The 22,939-nt window shown below is 60.2% G+C and carries 20 protein-coding genes and 1 pseudogene; 10 read left to right on the forward strand and 11 right to left on the reverse strand.

Annotated elements, in window-relative coordinates; all coding sequences use genetic code 11:
• Positions 1–125 precede the first annotated feature (125 nt).
• The gene (locus HALAL_RS16430; protein ID WP_029767251.1) at positions 126–1,175 is read right to left on the reverse strand and encodes an IS630 family transposase; all 1,050 of its coding nucleotides are present in this window, start codon (positions 1,173–1,175) and stop codon (positions 126–128) included.
• A 1,113-nt stretch (positions 1,176–2,288) separates the two neighbouring features.
• Here HALAL_RS16430 and HALAL_RS0102560 point away from each other — a divergent pair.
• From HALAL_RS0102560 to HALAL_RS0102575, 4 genes are all read left to right on the forward strand, one after another.
• On the forward strand, positions 2,289–3,248 hold the full coding sequence (locus HALAL_RS0102560) for an SDR family NAD(P)-dependent oxidoreductase (protein WP_025272500.1): 960 nt from the start codon (positions 2,289–2,291) through the stop codon (positions 3,246–3,248).
• Between the two features lie 195 nt (positions 3,249–3,443).
• Complete coding sequence (locus HALAL_RS17280) at positions 3,444–4,361, forward strand: sensor histidine kinase (protein WP_156937566.1); 918 nt, start codon at positions 3,444–3,446, stop codon at positions 4,359–4,361.
• The gene (locus tag HALAL_RS0102570; RefSeq protein ID WP_025272502.1) at positions 4,358–4,987 is read left to right on the forward strand and encodes a response regulator; all 630 of its coding nucleotides are present in this window, start codon (positions 4,358–4,360) and stop codon (positions 4,985–4,987) included. Before HALAL_RS17280 ends, HALAL_RS0102570 begins: the two co-directional genes overlap by 4 nt.
• A 355-nt stretch (positions 4,988–5,342) precedes the next feature.
• On the forward strand, positions 5,343–5,960 hold the full coding sequence (locus tag HALAL_RS0102575) for an HAD family hydrolase (protein WP_025272503.1): 618 nt from the start codon (positions 5,343–5,345) through the stop codon (positions 5,958–5,960).
• Here the strand turns inward: HALAL_RS0102575 and HALAL_RS16435 are convergent.
• From HALAL_RS16435 to HALAL_RS0102590, 4 genes and pseudogenes are all read right to left on the reverse strand, one after another.
• Positions 5,953–6,549 (reverse strand): RNA-guided endonuclease InsQ/TnpB family protein, encoded by a 597-nt coding sequence (locus tag HALAL_RS16435; protein WP_245598013.1) that lies wholly within the window; start codon positions 6,547–6,549, stop codon positions 5,953–5,955. The two genes, HALAL_RS0102575 and HALAL_RS16435, sit on opposite strands and share 8 nt — an antisense overlap.
• Positions 6,550–6,577: 28 nt before the next feature.
• Positions 6,578–6,652 (reverse strand): annotated as a pseudogene (locus tag HALAL_RS19420) (hypothetical protein); the annotation flags it as partial.
• A gap of 233 nt (positions 6,653–6,885) precedes the next feature.
• A complete protein-coding gene (locus tag HALAL_RS0102585; protein WP_169732394.1) occupies positions 6,886–8,532 on the reverse strand; it encodes a glycosyltransferase in 1,647 nt (548 codons plus the stop codon).
• A 704-nt stretch (positions 8,533–9,236) separates the two neighbouring features.
• Positions 9,237–9,815: a TetR/AcrR family transcriptional regulator gene (locus HALAL_RS0102590; protein WP_025272505.1), complete on the reverse strand. Its 579-nt coding sequence runs from the start codon at positions 9,813–9,815 to the stop codon at positions 9,237–9,239.
• A gap of 58 nt (positions 9,816–9,873) precedes the next feature.
• On the opposite strand from HALAL_RS0102590, the gene HALAL_RS0102595 reads away from it, so the two are divergent.
• Complete coding sequence (locus tag HALAL_RS0102595; protein WP_025272506.1) at positions 9,874–10,869, forward strand: DMT family transporter; 996 nt, start codon at positions 9,874–9,876, stop codon at positions 10,867–10,869.
• Positions 10,870–11,239: 370 nt separating this feature from the next.
• On the opposite strand, the gene HALAL_RS0102605 is transcribed toward HALAL_RS0102595, so the two are convergent.
• Positions 11,240–12,196, reverse strand: coding sequence for a DMT family transporter (locus tag HALAL_RS0102605; RefSeq protein WP_084471824.1), 957 nt, complete (start codon positions 12,194–12,196; stop codon positions 11,240–11,242).
• 71 nt (positions 12,197–12,267) lie between these two features.
• Between HALAL_RS0102605 and HALAL_RS0102610 the strand changes: the two genes are divergently transcribed.
• Positions 12,268–13,140, forward strand: coding sequence for a LysR family transcriptional regulator (locus HALAL_RS0102610; protein WP_029767263.1), 873 nt, complete (start codon positions 12,268–12,270; stop codon positions 13,138–13,140).
• A 376-nt stretch (positions 13,141–13,516) separates the two neighbouring features.
• On the opposite strand, the gene HALAL_RS0102615 is transcribed toward HALAL_RS0102610, so the two are convergent.
• The gene (locus tag HALAL_RS0102615; protein WP_025272510.1) at positions 13,517–14,017 is read right to left on the reverse strand and encodes a DUF3830 family protein; all 501 of its coding nucleotides are present in this window, start codon (positions 14,015–14,017) and stop codon (positions 13,517–13,519) included.
• Positions 14,018–14,029: 12 nt separating this feature from the next.
• A complete protein-coding gene (locus HALAL_RS0102620) occupies positions 14,030–15,283 on the reverse strand; it encodes an aspartate aminotransferase family protein (protein ID WP_025272511.1) in 1,254 nt (417 codons plus the stop codon).
• 139 nt (positions 15,284–15,422) lie between these two features.
• Between HALAL_RS0102620 and HALAL_RS0102625 the strand changes: the two genes are divergently transcribed.
• Together HALAL_RS0102625 and HALAL_RS0102630 are read left to right on the forward strand one after the other, a co-directional pair.
• The gene (locus HALAL_RS0102625; protein ID WP_025272512.1) at positions 15,423–16,880 is read left to right on the forward strand and encodes an NAD-dependent succinate-semialdehyde dehydrogenase; all 1,458 of its coding nucleotides are present in this window, start codon (positions 15,423–15,425) and stop codon (positions 16,878–16,880) included.
• On the forward strand, positions 16,877–17,935 hold the full coding sequence (locus tag HALAL_RS0102630; RefSeq protein ID WP_025272513.1) for a tartrate dehydrogenase: 1,059 nt from the start codon (positions 16,877–16,879) through the stop codon (positions 17,933–17,935). Before HALAL_RS0102625 ends, HALAL_RS0102630 begins: the two co-directional genes overlap by 4 nt.
• Positions 17,936–17,966: 31 nt before the next feature.
• On the opposite strand, the gene HALAL_RS0102635 is transcribed toward HALAL_RS0102630, so the two are convergent.
• From HALAL_RS0102635 to HALAL_RS0102645, 3 genes are read right to left on the reverse strand one after another with little or no spacing between them, the layout of a single operon-like run.
• Entirely contained in the window at positions 17,967–18,638 is a 672-nt protein-coding gene (locus tag HALAL_RS0102635; protein WP_025272514.1) for an FCD domain-containing protein, read from the reverse strand.
• 2 nt (positions 18,639–18,640) lie between these two features.
• Positions 18,641–19,399 carry a maleate cis-trans isomerase family protein gene (locus HALAL_RS0102640; RefSeq protein WP_025272515.1) on the reverse strand — a complete coding sequence of 253 codons (759 nt, stop codon included), beginning with the start codon at positions 19,397–19,399 and terminating at the stop codon, positions 18,641–18,643.
• A 42-nt stretch (positions 19,400–19,441) separates the two neighbouring features.
• Positions 19,442–20,191, reverse strand: coding sequence for a maleate cis-trans isomerase family protein (locus tag HALAL_RS0102645; protein ID WP_025272516.1), 750 nt, complete (start codon positions 20,189–20,191; stop codon positions 19,442–19,444).
• Positions 20,192–20,282: 91 nt separating this feature from the next.
• Here HALAL_RS0102645 and HALAL_RS0102650 point away from each other — a divergent pair, with 91 nt between their 5' ends.
• Both HALAL_RS0102650 and HALAL_RS0102655 read left to right on the forward strand, forming a co-directional pair.
• Positions 20,283–21,266 carry a D-2-hydroxyacid dehydrogenase gene (locus HALAL_RS0102650; protein WP_025272517.1) on the forward strand — a complete coding sequence of 328 codons (984 nt, stop codon included), beginning with the start codon at positions 20,283–20,285 and terminating at the stop codon, positions 21,264–21,266.
• An 8-nt stretch (positions 21,267–21,274) separates the two neighbouring features.
• Positions 21,275–22,681, forward strand: a complete 1,407-nt coding sequence (locus HALAL_RS0102655; RefSeq protein WP_025272518.1) for an amidase — start codon at positions 21,275–21,277, stop codon at positions 22,679–22,681.
• Positions 22,682–22,939: the final 258 nt, after the last annotated feature.

Here is a 22,939-nt window from a genome sequence, read left to right on the forward strand (position 1 = left end):
AATTATGCAAACTTATTTACGGCCCTATGGGAAGCCACCAGATTTCGAATGCAATATAGAACCGGAACTTGATATTTCCTCACCCATTAGTTCTTTTTGTGGATGATCTTCCTATTGAGTCGGAACTAGATGGTTCTTAGTGTGTATCGGACGTGCTTGCCGTGGAAGTATGATTTGATTCGGTCGCTTTGCTTTTGAACGCTCCAGAAGAACGACCGTACAGGGGCTTTCATCCGCCGTACATCGGTTATGGACTGGTCGGCCAGATCCCGTTTGAGGTCGGCGTTGACCATCTCGTCGGGGTTCAACTGAGGAGAATAGGGAGGCAGAAAGTGCAGTTCAATCGCCTCCGAACGGGCGGCTACCCAGTCCCGGACGGCTTTAGACCGGTGTACGGAGTGTCCGTCGAGCACGAGGTGGATCTTCGGCTTCACTGTGGTGATCAGGCGGTTGAGGAACGTCAGGAACACGTCGGTCGTGGCCGAGCCTTGCCAGGCGGTGAACATCATCGTTCCTTGCATGGAGATGGCGCTCATGGCGTTGATGCCGAATCTGTTTCCCGTCTGTGTCGGAACCGGGGTATGGCCCCGGTGTCCCCAGGTGCGGCCATATAGTTGGTCGGAGCGGACTCCGACCTGGTCGGCGAAGAAGATCAACGCTCCTTCGTCTTTCGCTCTCTGCCGCAGCAGAGGCCAGGACTGTTCGACCCACACGCGCTGGGATTCACAATCGGCCTCCACGGCGCGCTTATCCGGGCGTTGGAGGCTAAATCCCCACCGTGTCAGGAGTGTGCGCATGCCTCGATCGGTGTAGATGGCTCCGAACAGTTCCCTGGCCAGGACGGCGACTGTACGGGCGGTCCAGAGCCTGCCGACCATGCCGACGTCGTCAGGCGTGTGTGTCAGCAGCCTGTCGAGGAGGGCCTTTTCTTCGGAGGCGGTCATTCTGGTGCCCTCGCCGGGCCGCCGGCCCGGCCGCCGCGACCGGAGTGCCTCCCATCCGCCTTGTCCGTATCGGTCTTGCCAGTTGGCGATGGAATCGGTCGATACGCAGAAGACTCGGGTGGCCTCATCAGGGTCCATGCCGTTAACGACAGCGTGCATCACGCGCAGGCGCAGGGCTTCTTGGGCGACAGGCGACAACCGCCGCATGTCCATGCCGGGAGAATCATTCATATCAAGGACTAACGAATGAGGAACGATCAAGTTCCGCCTCAATAGTATGGACGTGCGACGGGTATCTCCCGCCACGCTGGGCGATGTGTCTTCACGTGATTCGCGCTGTTCACGACAGTATAGCCGCTGATGAGAGCGCACGCATGTTCTGTGCATCGATCGACTCGTTCGCTAACTGGCAAGACCGATACGATCACGGCGAATGGGCATCTCTTCGGTTACACCGACCAAGTCAGCGCACTGGTGTAGAAACAAAGATGAACACCACCGAAGAAAAGGCCGTCGGCAACTACCATAAGCCCATACCCCCGAATATATCGGCAGGAACAGGAGGATCTAGACGGTCCGCAAGGGGTCGATGTCGTAATGCGTGATCTGGTCGGAGCGGACTACACAGATCGTTGTATATGAAAACCATTGCGCCGCTGAGGGTTTAGCATCCAATACCCGGACAAGCCGGTGGGATGGCCACAGTACGCTTGGTGCGCGGCGGGCACTCGGAACACCGCTCCAAGGCGGGCCGGGCGTGGCTAACTCAGCGTCGCGGACAGATTGATCTGCATTTCTTGCCGCCCTATCCTCTTCAGTTGAACCCCGATGTTTCGGTCAAAAGTGACCCTCAACACGGACCCGACTGTTCAGTCCATCACCACCGTGAGGTCACTCTTTTTGGGGGCGTTCAAAAACAAAACGACCAGATTAGATCATACTTCCGGAGTAAGCATGTCCGATACACTCTAAGGACCTTATAGTTCCGTCTCAATATTGATTCTGACCGAATCGCCGAAACCGTCTGGCATGATTGACTCTGTATCTGTCCTGGCCACCCGACTTCCTATTCCGTTACAAACAAATTACCGCGAATGCCGGTCAGACGTCGACCCCCTAAGAACGATAGCCGTCTCCTCTGTCCCTATCGTTCTAACGATTTCAAGGCTCCCATGACGACTACGCCGGTTCCAAAATCCACCGTTGGAGCTTCCGCTCTGAATGCCCCCTACCGACGCCCCGAGTCGACCACATGGTCGCCTGGTCCGACCTCTTGTAGGAAGCCGGGAGCGAATACGGAAGCCACATTAGAAAGGAGTCAATCACCAGACAAGGAGGCTCATAGTGAGTGAAGACTACGACAAAGACCTGACCGGTAATGTACCTAAAAAGCTGTCGCGGCGCTTCCTAGGCAAAACGGCGATCGGGACGGCCGGAGCGTTGGCAGGTGCGGCAGCAGGGTTCGCCGGCGGCGTTGCAATGGGCCATGACGCGCGACAACCGGGAATGCCGGAAACCGATAAGCGTCGCTTTGAAGGTAAAAGCGTCCTCATCACCGGTGCCACCTCAGGAATCGGACGGGCCATAGCTCTGGCTGTGGCAGCCGAGGGTGGAAAGGTGGCTTTCTGCGGTCGGCGCGAAAACCTGGGCACTTCGGTGGAACAGACGATCCGTGATGCCGGTGGCGAGGCGAAGTATATTCCCGCTGACGTCACACACGAACAGGACGTCCGCGAGTTTGTGGACACGGCCGTAGACGAGTTCGACGGCCTCGACGTGGCTTTCAACAACGCTGGGATTACCATCCAGAAACCTCTCCACGAGTACACGGTCGATGAGTTCGACCTCGTCCAAGACACTAACCTGCGGGGTGTCTTCCTTTCCATGAAGTATCAGCTTCCCTATATGCTCGAGGCCGGTGGAGGCTCCATTGTCGTTACTTCTTCTAGTGCGGCGCTTGACTGCACGGATTCCCAATCGGCGTATTCGGCTTCCAAAGCGGGGTTGCTGGGACTCATGCGCTCAGCGGCGTTCGACTATGTGGATCAGGGAGTCAAAATCAACGCGCTGCTCCCAGGAACCACTGACACGGAACTGGTGCGAGGTGCGGCGGGAATGACGGGTATTCCCGACTCAGCGTGGACGGTAGCGGCAAAGCAATGGGCGAAGGGGCGTATCCCATTGCAACGCATGGCCACTGCCGAAGAGATCGCCGCCTTCGCGCTCATTCTTGGTTCTGACGACCATCCGTATATGGTAGCGCAGGAGATGACTGTGGACGGCGGACTGTCCGGGCACTCGTAAGGAGAGAACATTGTGGCGCTGAGGTTCGAGGTTCGCACTGCAGTCATAGCGGCCGTTAGCCTGGGATACCTGGCGACCTACGCGCGTCCGTGGGCCGATTTGTCCCCACAGAGTTGGATCTGTGCTGCAATCGCGACGGCAATCTTGATCGCAGTGGCAGGGAGGCCTCGACTCGCAACGGCTGCACTTGCCGGCATGCTGACGTTGACAAACGTTATGGCGGTTGAAACCTCGGTGATCATACTGATCAAGATTTACTTTGGCCTAGCTATGTGCGAAACCGTGGCCCGAAAAGGCACTCGACCGGCCCTGTGGGTTACGGGTTTCGCGATGGTGGCATACGCCGTTCACACCGCTGAAACGTGGAACAGCGATGCTTGGGGCACTCTTTTCCGGACCTCCACCGTCATCGGCGTACCCGTCATTTTGGGGCTATGGCTGTATGAAAGGGAGGCGCGGTCGGAAGCAGAGGTGCGGGCAGCGCGTGCCGCGGAGCGCACTGCTATAGCGCGTGAACTGCACGACCTGGTAGCACATCATCTCGCGTCGATGGTTTTGCGGACCAACATTGCTCGACACGTGGTCACGGATGCCGGTAAGCCGGTCCAGGAGGTTCTCGACGATGTTCACGCCAACGGAACCGAGGCTCTCGAAGACCTGCGATCATTGGTTGCCATATTGCGAGCAGGAGGCGATAGCGCTACCGCCGGCTTCCCTGATGAACCCGTGTCACAGGTTGCGCAAGCGGCAGTGGACAACGCCGTCCAGCTCGGTGCGCACGTTACGTCTACGGTCGATCCAAAAATTAACCTCCTGCCAAAGACAATCGGCATGGTCGTACTTCGACTGACACAGGAGGGGCTGGCCAACGCCATCCACCATGGCAGTTCCGAACTTCGGGTCGAGTTGGACGTGACCTGTGAACAGGATTCCCTAACTTTCGTCATGCGTAATAACGTTGGAGCGCAAAAAGTAGGACGGGTGAACACCGGTTTCGGACTTGCAGGGCTCAAGGAACGTGTCAACGTGTTCGGCGGTGACTTTCAGGCCGGACAGGAAGGCGACACATGGGTGCTCAAATCGAGTCTTCCCCTTAAGGAGTTCCAATGTTGATACGCATACTTCTCGCTGACGACCAACGCCTGGTACGCGCCGGCATACGGATGCTGTGCGAATCGGTCGATGATATCGAGGTGGTCGGCGAGTCTTCCGATGGAACCGAAACGGTTCGTCAAGCCACGTCTCTTAAACCTCACGTCGTGCTGATGGACTTGCGTATGCCACGCGTCGACGGTATCGAGGCTACTCGACGAATCATGTCCGCCCAGTCGTCGATCAGGATCGTCGCATTGACCACTTTCGACGATGACGATCACCTGTATCCAGCGTTGGAGGCAGGAGCATGCGGCTTTCTCGCTAAAGACGCCGATCCGGCCGACCTGCTCGCAGGTATCCGGCAAGCGGCCTCCGGCGGTACTCCCTTCAGCCCTCACGTATTGGATCGGCTCGTCCGGCGTGCCGTGGGAACAACACGGCCCTCGATTCCATCCGAATTGACCGGGCGCGAACGAGACGTTCTGCAGCTGATCGTCGCTGGAAAATCCAACGCGGAGATTGCTTCCGAGCTATTTCTCGGTGCCACCACCGTGAAGGCGCATGTGACGTCAATCATGACCAAGACCGGATGTTCGAATCGAGTAGAGCTGGCCGTTCACGCTGTCCGATCCGGCTGGATGTGATGAACAGATGGTACGCACCGAAGACACAGGGATTATTATGCGGCCGAGCCGCATGCTGGGTTGTTGTCAAGCATCCGTCTAACGACATTACTCAACCAGGAGAACCTCGCTTAGCGTTTAAGGGTGTAAGTACCTTCCAACACTGGAAAAATGTTGGCAACTCACCAGCGCAATGAGACGGGATGGTGTGGCTGTTTGACGCTGGAACCGGTTACGACTAATAACAGCCATCTTACTGCGACAACAGTACTCGTATTTAATAGAACCCAACGGAACATCACGTTGCACCACGGCCCGTCCTATCACAACTGGAATCGCACTTATTGATTCCGTGGCTGAGAACTAGAATGTACATATGGGATTGTCAGAACTTGTGTGGGACATGGATGGGACTTTGTTGAATACCAGTACCGTCGTCCCCGACGCCTTCATCAACGCGACCTTTGAGTTGAGCGGCCGGACGGTCACTCGTGATGTGGTGATCGGTCTCTATCCCGTAGGACCGCCGTCAGTGATTTTGGAACGCCTCATCGATAGATCACTGGAATCAGGAGAGGAGGAGGTCTATTATCAACACCTGAATCATGTGCAGGTGGAACCGTTTCCCGGAATCATCGATACTCTGCGCACTATAATCTATAATAACCGATACGTTGCCGTCGTAACCGGTGCGAGCCACCGCGCCGCGCAGATACTCTTGCACAATGCTGGTATTGCCTCAGACTTCATTGTGGGGGGCGATGAGCTCGACAACGGAAAGCCGGCACCGGATGGGCTTCATTACATGGCAACACAACTAAACGTGCCAGTCTCTAAGATTGCCTATATAGGCGACTCCCACATCGACATGAAAGCCGCACGAGCTGCTGGATGCCACGCATGGTCTCCCTCGTGGGGGCACATGTTCAATCCAACTACACCGGCCGATCGCGTTCTAACAAAACCCACCGATGCACTCGACTTTCTCAATTAGACCTAAGGGTACCAATCCGCCCCAGCAACAACGCAGCAGGAAAAGCGGCCCGAACTACATCGATAACGTTTACCATGTCGATCCCGGTCTCTGCGTCGTCGGGCAGTGGATCGAGACGGTCGGTGCCGTCGTCGACGGTTACTAGGAACGACGCGAAGTACTTGCCCGTGGGGGTCTTGATGACCGTGACCGAGGTCGGATCGGAGGGCAGTTGGCGCGACCCAGCGGCCTTGAGGTCGCCGAGCTTGGGCAGCCGCAGCAGCCCCTTGCCCAGCACCCGAAAACGGGCGGCTTTTGTGAACCGCGCCGTCTGTGTATTCGCCCGGCGTTTGAACCGCGGTGGACCGAAACGCGGCCCCTCCCGCCTCACCTTAAGGGAGTCAAAAAGGTTCTTATAGGCCCTATCGCAGTCCCGCAACGCTTGTTGCAACACCACTGCCGAAACCTCGGCCAGCCACTCACGTTCCGAGGTTTTCTTCGCCTCAGTGATCAGCGCCTTCGCCAACGACACATACGACGGATACTTTCCCCAGCCGCGTAGGCCGCTCTCCGGACCGCGATGGCGTCGTTGGGCACCGCGTCCGAACACACCCGAACGTCCGCGCGAGCTGCCGCCGCTGCGGACCCGTCAGATAGAGGCGAAACCGGTATCTCAGATGCACAGCAAAAAGAGTAACGGGAAGATCCGACATTGCGAACCAACCAGCCTCTAGAAAGGCGCTACACCTTCGCCCTGACAGACGGAGTACTGCGCCTGAAGACGATAGCAGGGTCGAAGTAATGCCTCGATTCGTTCCTACTCAGCCCCTATCACCTTGATGAAACCGAACGTCACACCATCCCAATAGTCAATCGCGTAAGGCGATTTCCCACAAGTGTTACCAGCCGTCTTCTGCATACTCTATCTACCCAAGCACGACTCTCTTCATCCGAACTTAATGCTGAAATGGCCCTTCTTGGTTTTATACGGTTCCAACATGCTCTGAAAGGGAAGTTCCACATTTTCGGGCGCAGCGAGACGCTTTCGAGCGAAACCCCCGGAGTCTTCAATCTCTATATGGAAGTCCAGTACATCTCCGGTTATGTACTGTGCCCTCTCAAGTGGCCACTGAATTTCAAACGGAGAGTCGGGGAGTACGGATTCGATGGGGCTCACCGAAATCCTTCCGAAGACCGGCTTTCCACGTGCCGTCCAGGATAGAAAGACCGATGGGTAATGCATGGACTGGTAGCCCTGGATCGTTCCCTGGAACAACAGATAGTCCTCTTTAAACGAAACATCTTCCAGCGATGCGGTGAAGTCGAGCGAAGTACGTGAACGCCTCTTTCGATCACGTGCTTCGGTGAGCGCCTTGCCCCAGATCTTGGTAATAGCATCACTTTCGAATTCCGCGGCACGCTTTCGCGCGTTCTTTCGCAGTTCGGACAATGACTGGGAATCCAATGCAGATACATTCGCTATTGTGTCGGCAAGGGCTTGCACATCACCGGGTGGAACGAGAAACCCGTTTTCTCCATGAGTAATGATGTCACTCGGGCCGTAGCGGATATCGTACGCTATCGGTATACAGCCATATCCCATACTTTCGATCAGAACCAGCCCCATCCCCTCCGACTTACTGGACAAAACACTGAAGGAAGCGGTTTCAAACTGTTCGATAGCCCGATCGCTGTACCCCATCAATGAGACGCTGGCAGCACACCCGGTTGTATCTATTTGATTCTGCAGGTCGTTCTCAAGTTCCCCGTCTCCGTAAATTTTAAGGCGCGCCTTGCTACCAGCCGATTTCAACAATGCCACAGCCGCAATCGCGTGATCAACCCGTTTAACATCAACTAGACGTGACAGCATCACGCCGGTATTGGGATCTCTTTGGTGGTCGGGGGCGTGTTCTGGAAGCTTGCGAGAGTTCGGAATGGGAACAACGTTTTCGGTATGGAAACTCGCCGTACGAAAATCGTCGACCTGCCGAGCCATCAACGTCACGACCAAATCATACGACGGTAGATTCCGCACTGTATCAAAGATTTCGCCAGTGAGGAAACCGGAGAGTCGGTTATAGTCTGGCCGCAAATGACACTCATGTAGTATCTGCGCCGTCGTCACATTCGGGCGCTGATACGAATACAGGAAATTCCCGATGAACCTCGAGTCGTTGATCAGAAAAGCCGGTTCGGTGCCCATCACGTGATCCAGCCAAGCAAAATAGAAGTCTCTGGCCCTCGTCCATTGGCTGACAGGGTCGCCTTTTCGGGAGAAGAGGACCATCCGACGTCCTCCCAGTTTGCCGCGCTTCTTTACGTCACGCTGGTCGGATAGTAGATGTATTCCATTGGGGCGGAAGTAGTCAACTTGTAGAACGTCACCGGCAGAACTCAAACGAGTAGATGACGGTTCCCCAGTATAAGGAAGCAGCTTGGTTTCAACCTTAGTCGGCACCGCCCCTTCAAAAGCCTTAATTAGTTTCCGATCGGACATTCGAGCCAGTTCATGCCAAAGATTACGCAGACGAGCTTTACTACTAAGGTGTCTTGATTGACGCAAACGACGAGACGTGGTTTTCAGGTCCATATCAGGCGACAATGTGAGGATATCGATCCTGCGACTGGTAAGACGAGAAAAATCGCTGTTTCGGTTGAGACAGGCGTTTGTCAGTCCCCCGAAATTTTCAGGAATTGACCAGGTAAGACCGAATATCGGTTCTTGAGGCAGCGAACTCTGAGCATTCCATCGATATCTGATAGTGTGCATCGGGCAATGCCTCCGTCACGTTTCACTGCGCAGTAACAATCAAATAACGACGGCCCCCTATGTCAAGTTACGTTAGTAACCAGCCAGATCTCGAAGACACGTACCTGTGGACAGCGAATTTGAACAAACGGCACGGCCGTTCGTCGATATAGCAAACGATGAAAGAGATTTGAGGTTTAAATCGGTTCGAAGCGCCGTGGGTATTTCTTTCCCGGGCAACAATCATGCTTCTGTCGAACGTTCATTTCGATATAACCGATTCGATTACTCGTTGCTATGAGCGGGAGCGCTTATATGACGATTCTCAAGCTCGCCCTGATCGACGCGAACCCAGACGGATTCCCGCGAGATTTGGTCCATTTCCCCAGTTCAGCGCCATGAAGCAGTCGCGGCACCTACCTTTTTCGTAGCTTGAGCATGAGTCGGCAGCATCGGTAGACATCACCTGATTTAACCGACATTGGCGGGTCGACATCGTCGCACTACCTGGTGCCGCAAGGCTAAGCTGGCGCACCGCACGACTATCACTGTGGGCACGGCGTTTTCGAGACGATGAGTTGTTCGCTTGCACGCCGCGCGTTGGCAATAGCGTCCGGGACGGCGTGGAGGAATCGCATGACTATGGCCCCTTCATGCAGGATCAGGAGCGTTGCGCCGAGTTCCTCTGCGTCGGGTAGACCCATTTCCTTGAGTATCGCTACGAAACGGTCGCGCAACCATGCTTTTTGATTCTCCGCGATCGTTCTGCTGGGATGGTCGACTTGGGCGAGTTCGGCGCGCGCGTTCAGCATCGCGCATCCCCTGTCACCTTTGTCGGTGATCCATTCCTCGAGGGCATCGAACACCGCGAGAACGCTACCGATTGAGTCTGGAGCGGCAGAGATGTAACGATCGACGTAGTCGTGACGCCAGCACTCGTCTCGTTCGCTCAGATACGCCAGAATCAGAGCGTCCTTGGATCCGAAACGATCGTATATCGTCTTTTTAGTGACGCTTGCTTCCGCTGCAATGCGTTCCACCCCAATGGAATTGATGCCGTTCGTATAAAACAGTTCCGCAGCGGTATCGAGGATTCGTCGCGCCGCAAAGGTCAGGTTCGTCATTGCTGAGCTCCAAAAATTATACTGGTAGTATACCGACCGGTATAGCTACCGTAGCTCCATGACAAACACAGACAAAATCTGGGCCGCTCTCTTCGTCCTCTTCTGGAGTTCCGGATTCGTCGGTGCCGAAATGGGTACCGAACACGCCACCGCTCTCCAACTACTCGTCTGGCGTTTTATCGTTCTCGGCCTACCGGCGCTCGGATGGATTTGGTACCGACGTCACACCCTCCCCGCACGTGCTTCCCTGATCATGTTGGCGGTAGGTGTGCTCGGACAAGCCGTTTACCTGTTCGGAGTATTCGGTGGAGCCGACAACAACGTTCCCGCAGGAACCATTGCCCTCATTGCCAGTCTGCAACCACTCGTGACCGCCATTGCCTCCTACTTCGTGTTGAAGCAGTCCGTCGGTGTCATCCAAGTCGTCGGATTGATCATCGGTCTCGGGGGAGTCGCCGTCGTCGTCCACGGCGACTACACCGCCACCTCCGAAACCCCAGTCTGGGCTTTCGCACTCCCATTGCTGGGCATGAGCGCGTTGGTGTCGGCAACTCTGCTGGAACGGCGCTCGCGTCCTCATTCTCTGACGCCTATCGATTCCATCGCACTACAGTTCGCCGCTGCGCTGCCGGTATTTCTGGTCGCGGGCGCAGTGACGGGGAATATCGTGCCTCCACAACAGGCATCGGAGTTTTGGTTCGCCGTAGCATGGGTCGTCGGTCTTTCCGCGCTAGGCGGCTACGGAGCGTACTGGACCGTGGTTCGACGTAACGGCCCTACAGCCGTTGGAACACTGCTGTATCTGACGCCGCCGGTTACCGCCGTTTGGGCTTGGGTGATGTTCGGAACGGACATCACTGCGACGACCATTGTCGGGCTTGCCATTACGTCAGCGGGCGTTCTTATCGCATTGCGATGGGCACCTGCTCATAACCCAGACCGCACAGGAAACGAAGTGGCTACGCCCCGACAAGGCGGGAAAACAAGTCAGGAAGTGGCCGGCGCGGGGAGCTTATGCTTCGTTACACCCATACCGTTCGGCCCGGAACATTAGACGGCTGTCAATTTAAATGGTTGCCTGTGTAGGGTCACGGCGTCACACCAGGGCCCTTGACGACCTTGTCCGACTCTCCACATGGTTTCCAGGCCCGTCAGCTGGTTGACGTTGCTCGCCGAGCAACGGAGCGTCGTCACTGTCACTTTCTCTCCGCGCCAGAGGAGAACGAGGTAGACGGGAAGGTCGAGCATCGTTCGAAAGCGGTGTTCGACCCTCCAGGCCGACGTTGATATCCGGCTGATTCCGGCAATGGGCAGGGACTGAGCCGGGTGCCCGTCGTGTCGACAAGAGTCCGCCTGACCGGTACGTTCCCAGACGTCGACCGCCCACCGCCGCACGCGGTCGACCGTCTTTCTGGAAGAGGCGTCTACGGGAGTTCGCGTTTGCGAAACAGCAGTCCGTTCGCGATCGCTACGCTTCCGACGACTACCACTGCTCCGCCCAATTGAAGTTGGGTGGGGTGCTCGCTCAGCACAAGCGCGGAGAGCCCGAGGGCAAGGACCGGCTGGACCAGAAGGAGAGCGCTGGTCGTCGTCGTGGGGAGCGTGGAGCCGCCATGATGGATGAATAGCCAGGAGAAAACCTGGCCCACGACCGCCAAGGTCGCCAGCAGGGCCCATGAGCGCGGAGAGATTCCGGTGACGTCGATGCCGCCGGAGAGCGGCGATACCACGATGGTTGCCAGAGCGGCCGAAGCGGTTGCCCAGGCCAACGGCTGGGCGAACAAGCCCGGATCCCCGCGTGTCCCTCTCCCCGTGATGAACAGGTAGACGGCGTATCCGCAGCCCGCGAACACACCAAGAGTGACGCCCAGGAAGGTGTCGGGGCCGCGCAGGGACTCGTTCCACAGACCGCCCACCAGGCTGATGCCGAACAGCATCAGCGGCAGCGTGATGAGGAAGCGTCGCGAGACCTTTTCCCGGTCGATCAGGAACGCCAACGCAGGCAGGATCACGACCTGCACGTTGATCAACACTGTACTGATTCCCGCTCCCACATGGTAGATCGAGGCCGTCCAGGCCGCGTAATCGATGCCCAGGGCTGCGCCGGCCGCGATGGACCAGAGCACGCCGCGTCGGGACATGGCCCGCACCCGTGCCTTCTCTCTCCAAGCCAAGGGAGCCAACACCACGACGGCGATCGCACATCGGGCCACCGCCGTCGTTGCCGCGTCGACTCCCGCGAGCTTCACCAGGATCGCCGAAATCGACAGGCACAACGCTCCAGCCAGGACCAATGTGGACGCGCCGAGCGTTGTACGTCGATCGGTCACCTCCACGGTACGCAGACGGTCCTGTGGCGGAAGAGAGCGGGAAAGAGGCATGCCTAGACGGTAGTTCGATTCACCGATTAGTACCACTTCTGATTGCTACTGATTACTGATAACCTACACTTATGAATTTGGATTGGGACCGTCTGCGGATCCTCAACGTCGTGGCCAGGACCGGTTCCGTGAAGGACGCCGCCGGGGCACTGCACATGACCGGCCCCGCAGTGTCGCAGCAGCTGCGGCGTATTGAGGCCGAGGCCGGGGCGACGATCGTCGTTCCGGACGGACGCGGTCTTCGCCTCACTACTAGAGGACGTCTACTGGCCGATTACGCCCATCAGGTCGCCGATATCATGCAGCGGGCCGAGAACGATCTCCACCGGGACGAGACGTATGTGGACCATGTCCGGATCGCGTCGGTAGCATCTATTATCCGTGGCCTGCTGGGAGACAAGCTGACCGACTTTCTCAGGGACTACCCTCGGGTCCGCGTGACCGTCACGGACGGCGAAACCTCCGACCACCTGGAACAGCTCGCCGCCGGCTCCATGGATCTGGTGCTCGCGGAATCGTGGAGCACCGTGCCGCTGTCCTTGCCCGCCGGTGTCGTTTCCAGAAACGTCGGTCGGGACGATCTCTACATCGCTCTCCCTACCGATCATCCCTGGCAATCCAAAAAGTGCCTCAGCATCAGAGATCTCGCCGAAGCACGGTGGGCCACTTGTGCGCAGGGTTCGGACCCGCATCGCGCGATAGAGCAAATCGCACGCAGGGAAGGTATCGAGCTCGACGTTTCGTTCCACGTTGCCGACCACCAGACCCAGTTGTCGCTGGTGCGCCGGGGTTTGGCCGTCGCCTGCCTACCCCAGGCACACGATATGTCCTCGGTGGTCTACCTGCCGCTTGACACGGAGGTGTACCGGGACCTTCTGCTGCTGTCCACAGACGAGGTCCACACCTTGGCACTGCAGGCTCTGATCGATCAACTGGCGGGTTGACCGGGGCATTTGGTCGTTGGGCATTCTATGGGTCCGGGACGAGACGTGAGCACGCGGTTGTTCGTCGTGCGGCCGACACTGAACTCGACCACCAGCGACATCCACAGCTTCCCAGACCGAGCAACCGGTTGAACGGTACCGAGGCCATCGCGAGTTGCTCGTGACGTGCCGTTGTGTGACGTTGGCGCGAGTAGTTGAGGTCCGGGTTCCGATCCTCATCGACGGCTATAGCGGCAATGCGTCCCCTTAGTCACTCGGTCAAGGCTCGGATCTGTGATCCTCCGTTGCATTCAGGGGCCAATAGCGCCCAGCGTTGAACCTTATAGCGATGGGCGGCAGTCTGATTGACCACCGCCCATCGCTGCGTCCCAAAAGCTCACTGCGCCCTGGCGACGGACAAGGTCTCGCCTATGACACCGCGTAGCCAGAGATCTTGTGCGGCAGCGGCCATCTCCGGCAGCCCTTCGACGATCGTGGCGAACACGTTGCCGGGCACCCAGCCCGCGTCGCCGTTGATCAACAGGTTGTTCCGGCCGTAAAAGATCGCCAGGTCGGTGGCGCCCCGACGACCATGCGCCTCACTGCCTTCGTCGTAGCCGTAGGCGGGATTACCGATCTCCCACGGCTCGAATTCGAAGTACACCACGTCACCGGGAATCGGAGTGATCGTGGGGTTCTCCCGCCCGACCTTGGGATCGGCGAACGGCGGCACCAAGGTATACACCTCGTTGCGAGCGTATTTGGCGTGGTAGGCCGCGCCGCTTTGCGGCAGTGCGTCCCATACCGCGGCGCAGGTGCGCGGTGCCTCAGCGTCCAGCAGCTCGGCACGGCAGGAGACGCCCCGTTTCTCCAGGGCGATCGTGATATAACGCGCCATAGTGGAGTCTCTCTACTTGGCGACCGAGGACACGACCTCGGACCAGATGTCCAGTGCCTCGTCGACCTGTGCGGCGTCGACCACCAGCGGTGGGATCATCCGCACTACGTTCATGTGGGCTCCGCAGGTCAGCAGCATCAAGCCGCGTGCGGCGGCTTCCTTCTGCGCCGCCTGGGCGGTCGCGGTGTCCGGCTGACCGTCCGGGGTGGTGAACTCGGAGCCGACCATCAGACCGAGACCGCGAACGTCACCGATCAACGGCGTCTTTTCGCCGATATGCCGCGCCCCTTCCAGCAACTGGCGACCACGGTCGGCCGCGTTGTCGACCAGCCCCTCTCTCTGGATCACGTCCAAGGTAGCCACCGCCGCGGCGCAGGCCACCGCATTGCCGCCGTAGGTGCCACCCTGCGAACCCGGCCAGGCCTGGGACATCAGCTCCTCCGACGTGGCCATACCGGACAGTGGGAATCCACTGGCCAGTCCCTTGGCGATCAACACGACGTCCGGGTGGACTCCGAAGTGGTCGTGTCCCCAGAACTTGCCGGTGCGTCCGAAACCGGTCTGGATCTCGTCGAGCACCAGCAGGATGCCGTGCTCGTCGGCGCGCTGTCGCAGGCCGGCAAGGAATTCGGGGTTGGCAGGAACATAGCCGCCTTCGCCCAGTACCGGTTCGATGAAGAACGCGGCGGTCTCGGCGGGTGAGGTAACCGTGGCGAACAGGTAGTCCAATTCCCGCAACGCGAACTCGGTGGCGGTGCTCTCGTCCCAGCCGTAGCGGTAGGCGTAAGGGAAGGGTGCCATGTGCACGCCCGACATCAGCGGCGAAATACCGGCACTGAATCGGGTTCCGGAGGTGGTTAGCGTGGCGGTCGCTACGGTTCGGCCGTGAAAGCCGCCCTGGAAGACCACGATGTTCGGGCGACCGGTCGCTTGGCGGCTGAGCCGCAGTGCGGCTTCGACGGCTTCGCTGCCGGAGTTGGAGAAGAACAGGGAGTCGAGCCCGGCGGGGAGCACGTCGCCCAAGCGGCGTGTCAGTTCCAGCAGAGGCTGGTGCATCACGGTGGTGTACTGGCCGTGGATCAGCTTACCGACCTGCTCCTGAGCGGCTTGCACGACGTGCGGATGGCAGTGGCCGGTGCTCGTCACGCCGATCCCCGCGGTGAAGTCCAGGTAACGGCGACCGTCGGCGTCATAGAGATAGACGCCCTCACCGTGATCGGCGACGACCGGCGTTGCCTGCTTGAGGAGTGGAGAAAGCTGAGCCATGACGATGTGCTCCTAACTGATGCTTCGGCGTCGGGCGAGAACAAGCCGAGTAGGCTTGGGTCGTAGATTGTTGACAATATTATATTTCAGTCCGCGTAGCAACCGTGGGACGCTGAAAGCGAGAAAGGAGTCAAATTCGATGCCAAGTGAAACCAACGTCGTTGACAGCGTAGACAAGGAGCTGTTCATCGGCGGCAAATGGACCCGGGCCACCGATGGAAAGACTTTCGGGGTGCGGGATCCCGCCACCGGCGACGTACTCTGCCAGGTCGCCGATGCTTCTCCCTCTGACGGTGTCGCCGCCTTGGACGCCGCGGTCGCCGCCCAGGATTCCTGGGCGAACCACCCACCGCGCGAGCGCGGTGAGATTCTGCACCGGGCGTACCAGGAACTGACCTCCCGAGTCGACGAGCTCGCACTCCTGATGACCCTGGAGATGGGCAAGCCGCTGGCCGAGGCACGGGGCGAGATCGGCTACGCCGCAGAGTTCTTCCGTTGGTTCGCCGAGGAGGCGGTACGTATCGACGGTGGCTACGCCACGGCCCCGAACGGCACGGGTCGTTTCCTGGTAGCCAAGCAGCCCGTCGGACCGTCGCTGCTGATCACTCCGTGGAACTTCCCGATGGCCATGGGAACTCGCAAGCTCGGCCCGGCGATCGCGGCCGGATGCACCTCGGTGATCAAACCCGCTTCGCAGACACCGCTGTGCATGCTCGCGCTGGCACAGATCCTCGCCAATGCCGGACTGCCACAAGGCGTCGTCAACGTACTCACCACCACCGACTCGAACGGTGTCATGGAGCCGTTGATTCGGGACGGTCGGGCGCGCAAGCTGTCGTTCACCGGCTCCACCGCGGTCGGACGCACACTCTTGGAGCAGTGTTCCGAGAAGGTACTACGCACCTCGATGGAGTTGGGCGGCAATGCCCCGTTCCTCGTCTTCGACGACGCCGATCTGGACGCGGCCGTCGACGGCGCGATGCTGGCCAAAATGCGCAACATCGGCGAGGCCTGCACCGCCGCCAACCGGTTCTACGTGCAGCGAGACGTGGCCGAGGAGTTCTCCCGCCGAATGGCCGATCGTATGGGCGCGCAGACGATCGGACGCGGAACCGAGGAGGGCGCCACGGTCGGACCGCTCATCAACGAAGCGGCGGTGTCGAAGGTGACCGACCTGGTCGACGACGCGACCGGGCGTGGCGCCAAGGTGCTGACCGGCGGTTCGGCAGTGGACGGTCCGGGTCATTTCTACCGCCCGACGGTGCTGGCCGACGTGCCCACCGAAGCCCGGATGGCCAAGGAGGAGATCTTCGGCCCCGTCGCCCCGATCTCGGTGTTCGACACCGAGGACGAAGCGCTCCGTATGGCCAACGACACCGAATACGGCCTGGTCAGCTACCTCTACACCAGTGACATTAAGCGTGCGTTGCGAGTCGCCGAGCGGCTCGAAGCCGGAATGGTCGGGCTGAACCAGGGCATCGTGTCCAACCCGGCGGCACCGTTCGGGGGCGTCAAACAGTCGGGCCTCGGTCGTGAGGGAGGCACCGTGGGCATCGACGAGTTCCTCGAGACCAAGTACATCGCGGTGGCTACATGAAGGTATATCGCATAGCAAGCATTCCCGGTGACGGGATCGGAGTCGACGTTACCGTCGAAGCACGCAAGGTGCTCGACCGTGCCGCCGAGCGGCACGGGTTCGGTCTGGAGTGGACCGAGTTCGACTGGAGCTGCGAACTCTACGCCCGTACCGGGGCGATGATGCCGACGGACGGCATCGAGAAGCTGTCCGGATTCGACGGCATCCTCCTCGGTGCGGTCGGCTATCCCGGCGTACCGGACCACGTGTCCCTCTGGGGTCTGCTGATTCCGCTGCGACGGGCGTTCGCGCAGTATGTGAACCTACGTCCGGTGCGACTGCTACCGGGCGTGGCAAGCCCGCTGGCCGACCGCACCGCCGACGAGCTCGAGATGGTGATCGTGCGGGAGAACTCCGAAGGCGAGTACTCGGCGATCGGCGGACGGCACAACGCCGGTCAGCCAGACGAGTTCGTGATGCAGGAGTCCGTGTTCACCAGGGTCGGCGTCGAACGGATCATCCGTTATGCCTTCGAACTGGCCACGAGTCGATCGGGCCGCGTGTGCTCGGCGACCAAGTCGAACGGTTTGATCCATTCGATGCCCTTCTGGGACGAGATCTTCGCCGAGGTGGCGGCCGAGTACCCGAGTGTCGACAGTGAACAATGCCATGTGGATGCGCTCGCCGCGAGGATGGTGCAACAGCCAGAGCGCCTCGACGTGATCGTCGGATCGAACCTGTTCGGCGACATTCTCTCCGATCTCGCCGCCGCGGTGACCGGTGGTCTCGGATTGGCGCCGTCGGGCAATGTCAACCCGCCGAGCGATCATCCGTCCATGTTCGAGGCGGTGCACGGCAGCGCGCCGGACATCGCGGGGCAGGGCATCGCCAACCCGGTGGCCCAAGTGCTGGCCGGGGCGATGATGCTCGAGCATCTGGGTGAAACCGACGCGGCACAGGCAATAGACCAGGCCGTGTCGGACGTGGTGGCCGAACGATCCGTGGTCACTCCGGATCTCGGCGGTTCGGCCACCACGTCGGCACTCGGTTCGGAGATCGCGACCGCGCTCGGATAAGGCGTGGCACCACATCTGGTGTCACGTGCCCTCAGCCGCGGAGCGTCATCCCCGGAGCCAAGCGCCCGACGGCGTCCTCCATGTGGTCTTCCAGGAGGGCGAGAGCCGTTTGGGTGTCGCCCTCCCGGATGGCGTTCAAGATCCGGCTGTGCTCGGCGACCCTTTCGTCTACCCGCTGGTAAGTGGTCTGGAGCAGCGACAGACACATCCGGGTCTCGATGAGCAGGGTGCGTGCTATCCGATTCAGCCGTTTGCTGCCCGACGCCCTGATGAGCACCTCGTGGAATCGCAGGTCCGCGTCGGACAGCGCGGTCGGGTCGTCTTTCTCGGCGGCCGCGACCATCGCCCATACCGTCTCGTCGAGCAGAGCGGCCGCTTGTTCCCGATCGCCGTTCATCACCTCGATGACGGCGGCCCGTTCGATCGCGGAACGCGCGGCGTAGACGTCGCGCACGTCGGCGGGCTCGAGGTCGAGCACGAACAGACCACGGTATCGCTCGCTGCGCAGCAAACCTTCCGAGACCAGCCGTTGCATCGCCTCCCGCAGCGGGCCTCTCGACACGTTGAAGCGGCGTGCCAGTTCGGCCTCGCCGAGCTGGGCTCCCGGTGGCAGCGCACCGGTCATGATCGCCTCGCGCAGTCGGTGGGCGATGATTCCCGCCGTCGATTCTCGGTCGACCGGTTCTATACCGGCAATGTACATGCTCATATGCCTTCCACTGCTGTGTTGTCAGGGGGAATGTCGTTGGGGGAAATGCGAAACAGCGAGCCGAGCGAATCCGACGTCAGCGGCGATCCCGCCAGGCGTAGGCCCTCCCAGACGGTCACCTGGTTGGCGGTGAGCACCGGCTTGCCGATGCGTTCTTCCATCGTGTTCACCAGTGCGAGAGTGCGCATCGCAGTGTCCGGAACCAGGAGCGCGTCAACCTCGGGCCGATCGCATCCGTTCGCCAGCGCGGTGACGGCCTCCGGAGTCATTCTGCCGACCTCTGCGGCGGTGTCGACGTCATGGCTGGACATCGCGGCGACTTCGATGCCTCCGGCGGCCAGGAAATCCACAAACAGCGCGGCGACGTCGGCGGGATAGCTCGCCGCCACGGCGACGGTGCGCACCCCCAAGGCTCGTGCGGCGTGCACGAACGCGAACGACGTACTCGAAGCAGGCAACCCTCCGGCCGCATCGGACAGTCCGGCTACCTGATCGCCGGCGCCCTGCCAACCGTAGACGAAGCTGCCACTGGTACATGCCCACATGACGACGTCCGGATCGTGCTCGACCAACTGTCGCGCGCCTTCGGCCAACCGCTGCGGTGCACCGAGGTCGAGCAGCTCGGGGACGGCGTGCAGATCAGTGCCGTAGATGTGGGCGACCGGCAGTCGCACGTCCGAACCGAACAGCCTTTCCGCGAACGGGTAATCGTCCTCGGCGGCGTGATCGGGGTAGACCATGCCGATAGTCGTCATAAACCCCTCCACCTGTATTGTCGACAATAATACAAGATTATTTCACGTCACTTCACGCAGCCACTCCCCCGGGCCGACTTTCGGAAGATTCATTCGCTTGAGAGAAGCCCACATGGTGAGCTGATTGGCGGTGAGCACCGGCTTGCCGAGCGCACTTTCGAGCGGTTCTATCAGGTCATAGGTGGGTAGGTTGGTGCACGAGACGAAGATGGCCTCGGAGTCGGGATGGTTGGCCGCGATGATTCGCTCGGCGATGGTGCGGTAACCGACCTTCCAGATGCCGCCACCGAGGCCGAGATGATCGCTGGATAGCGTCTCCACGCCCAGTTCGGCGAGGAAGCTGTGCAGCTTGATCGTCAAGTCGGCGTCGTACGGCGTCAACACCGAGATTCGGTGGACGTCGAGCTGATGCAACACCTCGGCCAGGGCGCCCGAAGTGGTCACCGCGGCAGGCGCGCCGGCGTCACAGATCGCCTTGACCAGCGAACGTTCGTAGTCGAGCCCGTTGACAAAACTGCCCGACGAACACAGATACGCGACGACCTCAGGCTCCACCTGCAACACGTCGCGCGTGGCCGCGGCGATGTGCCTACTGTCGCTGACCAGCCGGGCCATCGCAGCACTGACCGGCAGCGGCTCATAAGGAGTGCGGGCCAGGTGCAAGGTGACCTCCATGGGCACCCAGCGCCACAGCTCCCTCTCCAATGCGAGGTCGAAGGGCGCGATCACGCCGATTCCTCGCTGGGCGAGCGGGCCGTCGACTTCCAGGAAATCGAGTTCTGTCAAATCCAAGGCAGCCTCCCGGTGTATCCGACAGAAGTGACCTCCGGGGTAAATCCTCGGATTGTTGACAATCATACGACTTACTTCTAGAGTGTCAACCATGGTCGGCGAAGATTCACCGGTAATAACAGTGCTGTGCGGCGATCGATTGCCAGACGGCATGGAACGCATCGAACAATCCGCGACAGTGCGGTACACGGACGACGAGGGCCTGGCCGAGGCCCTGCCCGGTACCGACGTGCTCTTCGTCTACGACTTCCTCTCCGAGGCCCTTCCCGGCGCCTGGCACGCCGCCGACCGATTGAGCTGGGTCCACATTGCCGGCGCCGGGGTAGACCCGGTCATCTTCCCCGGCATACAGGACAGCGATGTCGTACTCACCAATTCGCGCGGGGTGTTCGACGGTCCGATAGCCGAATACGTCCTCGGTGTCGTGATCGCCTTCGCCAAAGACTTCGCGCGCTCGCTGCGGCTGCAGGACGAGACCCGATGGCTGCATCGGGAAACCGAACGTATCGAGGGACGGCGAGCGATGGTGATGGGCACCGGACCGATCGGACGGGCGACCGCCCGAATACTGCGTGCCGCAGGAATGCAGGTCAGCGGCTTCGGCCGCACCGCACGCGACAACGACCCGGACTTCGGCATCGTATATCCATCGTCGACACTGACCACTCACCTGCCCGACGCCGACTTCGTGGTGGCGATCGCCCCACTGACCGAACAGACCAAAGGCGCCTTCGACGCGCAGGCGTTCGCCGCGATGAAGACCAGTGCCCGATTCATCAACGTCGGCCGCGGCGAACTGGTGGTCACCTCCGACCTGATCGCCGCGCTGCGAGCAAACGAGATCGCGGGCGCGGCACTCGACGTCTTCGACACCGAACCACTGCCGGCGGATAATCCGCTGTGGCAGATGGACAATGTGATGATCACACCGCACATGTCCGGTGACGTCGTCGGCTGGCGCAACACCCTCGTCGAAAGGTTCATCGAAAATTACGAACGATGGCGCGCGGGACGACCACTACAGAACATTGTGGACAAGCGCCTGGGTTACGTACCGTCATCATCAGCGGCCTGAGGAGAAACATGCCAGCCAACACCGATACCGTGCAAACCGCGAGCGAACTCGCCGCTGCCTACGCCACTCGAGAGATATCCCCAGTCGAAGCCACCAAGGCCGCACTGGACAGGATCAACGAACTCGACGGTAAATACAATGCCTACTGTCTGGTCGATCCGGAAGCGGCACTCAAAAGCGCCAGGGATTCCGAAGCACGGTGGTTCGAAGGCAACCCCACCGGATGGCTCGACGGCGTGCCCACCTCCATCAAGGACATGTTCCTCACTCAGGGCTGGCCGACACTGCGCGGTTCCCGTTGCATCGACCCGGAACAATCCTGGAACACCGACAGCCCGGTGACCGCCAGACTCCGCAAGCACGGGCTGGTACTACTCGGCAAGACCACCACCGCGGAACTGGGCTGGAAAGCAGTCACCGACAGCCCGCTGGAGGGCATCACCCGCAACCCGTGGAACCCCGAACTCACCCCAGGCGGATCCAGCGGTGGCAGCGCGGCCGCCGTCGCCGCCGGAATGGGCGAACTCTCAGTAGGCACCGACGCGGGCGGTTCAGTGCGCATACCCGCCTCATTCTGCGGCATCGTCGGATTCAAACCGACCGGCAGCCGGATCCCGCTATACCCGGCGAGCCCGTTCGGACCACTGGCACACGCCGGACCAATGGCGCGCTCGGTAGACGACATCGCACTGTTGCTGGACGTACTCGCGGTTCCCGACTATCGCGACCCGACCGCGCTTCCGCCACTGCCGGCCGCTTACCGGGAAGCCGTCCGACGGGATGTACGCGGACTACGCGCGGCGTACTCACCAAACCTCGGCTACCTCGACGTGGACCCCGAGGTCGACCACATCGTCGGCTCGGCGGTGGCAGCGCTGAACGACGAAGGCCTGCTGGTGGAACAGTCCGACCCCGGCTTCAGTGACCCGGTCGAGGCGTTCGAACTGCTATGGTCCACCGGTGCGGCCAAGTGGATCGACAGCTTCCCCGAGGGATCGGTCGAGAAGTTGGACCGCGGTCTGCAGCAGGTCTGGGAAAAGGGCCTGACCCACTCGGCCAGTGAGTATCTCGACGCACTCGCCGTCAGTGCGGCTCTCGGCATCCGCATGGGAGAGTTTCACGCCCAACACGACGTACTGATCACGCCGACGGTGGCGATCCCGCCGTTCGAAGCCGGATACGACGTCCCGCCGGGTAGCGGATTGTCGAGTTGGCAGCGGTGGGCGGGATTCAGCTACCCGTTCAACATGACCCGGCAACCGGCGATCAGCGTCCCGGTGGGGCTCACGTCGAACGGTCTCCCGGTCGGTATGCAGATCATAGGACCGCGTCACTCCGACGACTTGGTGCTCGCCGTCGCCAAGCTGGCCGAAGAGGTCCAACCGTGGCCGACCGGTCGTCCGGCGACTCCCTAAACACAAACCGACGGCTCGAGGCGGTCGCTCAAGGGATTGACCTGAATCGAGGTGACACGACCATCGCAGGACCGCTGTTCGGGCCCGATATCATACCCGTGTCCGGCCGCAGGCCACTGTCTACTATCGATGTCAGCGCCCTACCGGGTCGCCTTCACAACTCGGATTGACGAAGTCGCGGGCCAAACGACGCTTCGAACGAATGCGAAAAACCGCTGGAAGTGAATTTCGAAAACCATTAATAGACACTGACTAATT

The sequence above is a fragment of the Haloglycomyces albus DSM 45210 genome, assembly GCF_000527155.1.
Classification (GTDB): Bacteria; Actinomycetota; Actinomycetes; order Mycobacteriales; family Micromonosporaceae; genus Haloglycomyces; species Haloglycomyces albus.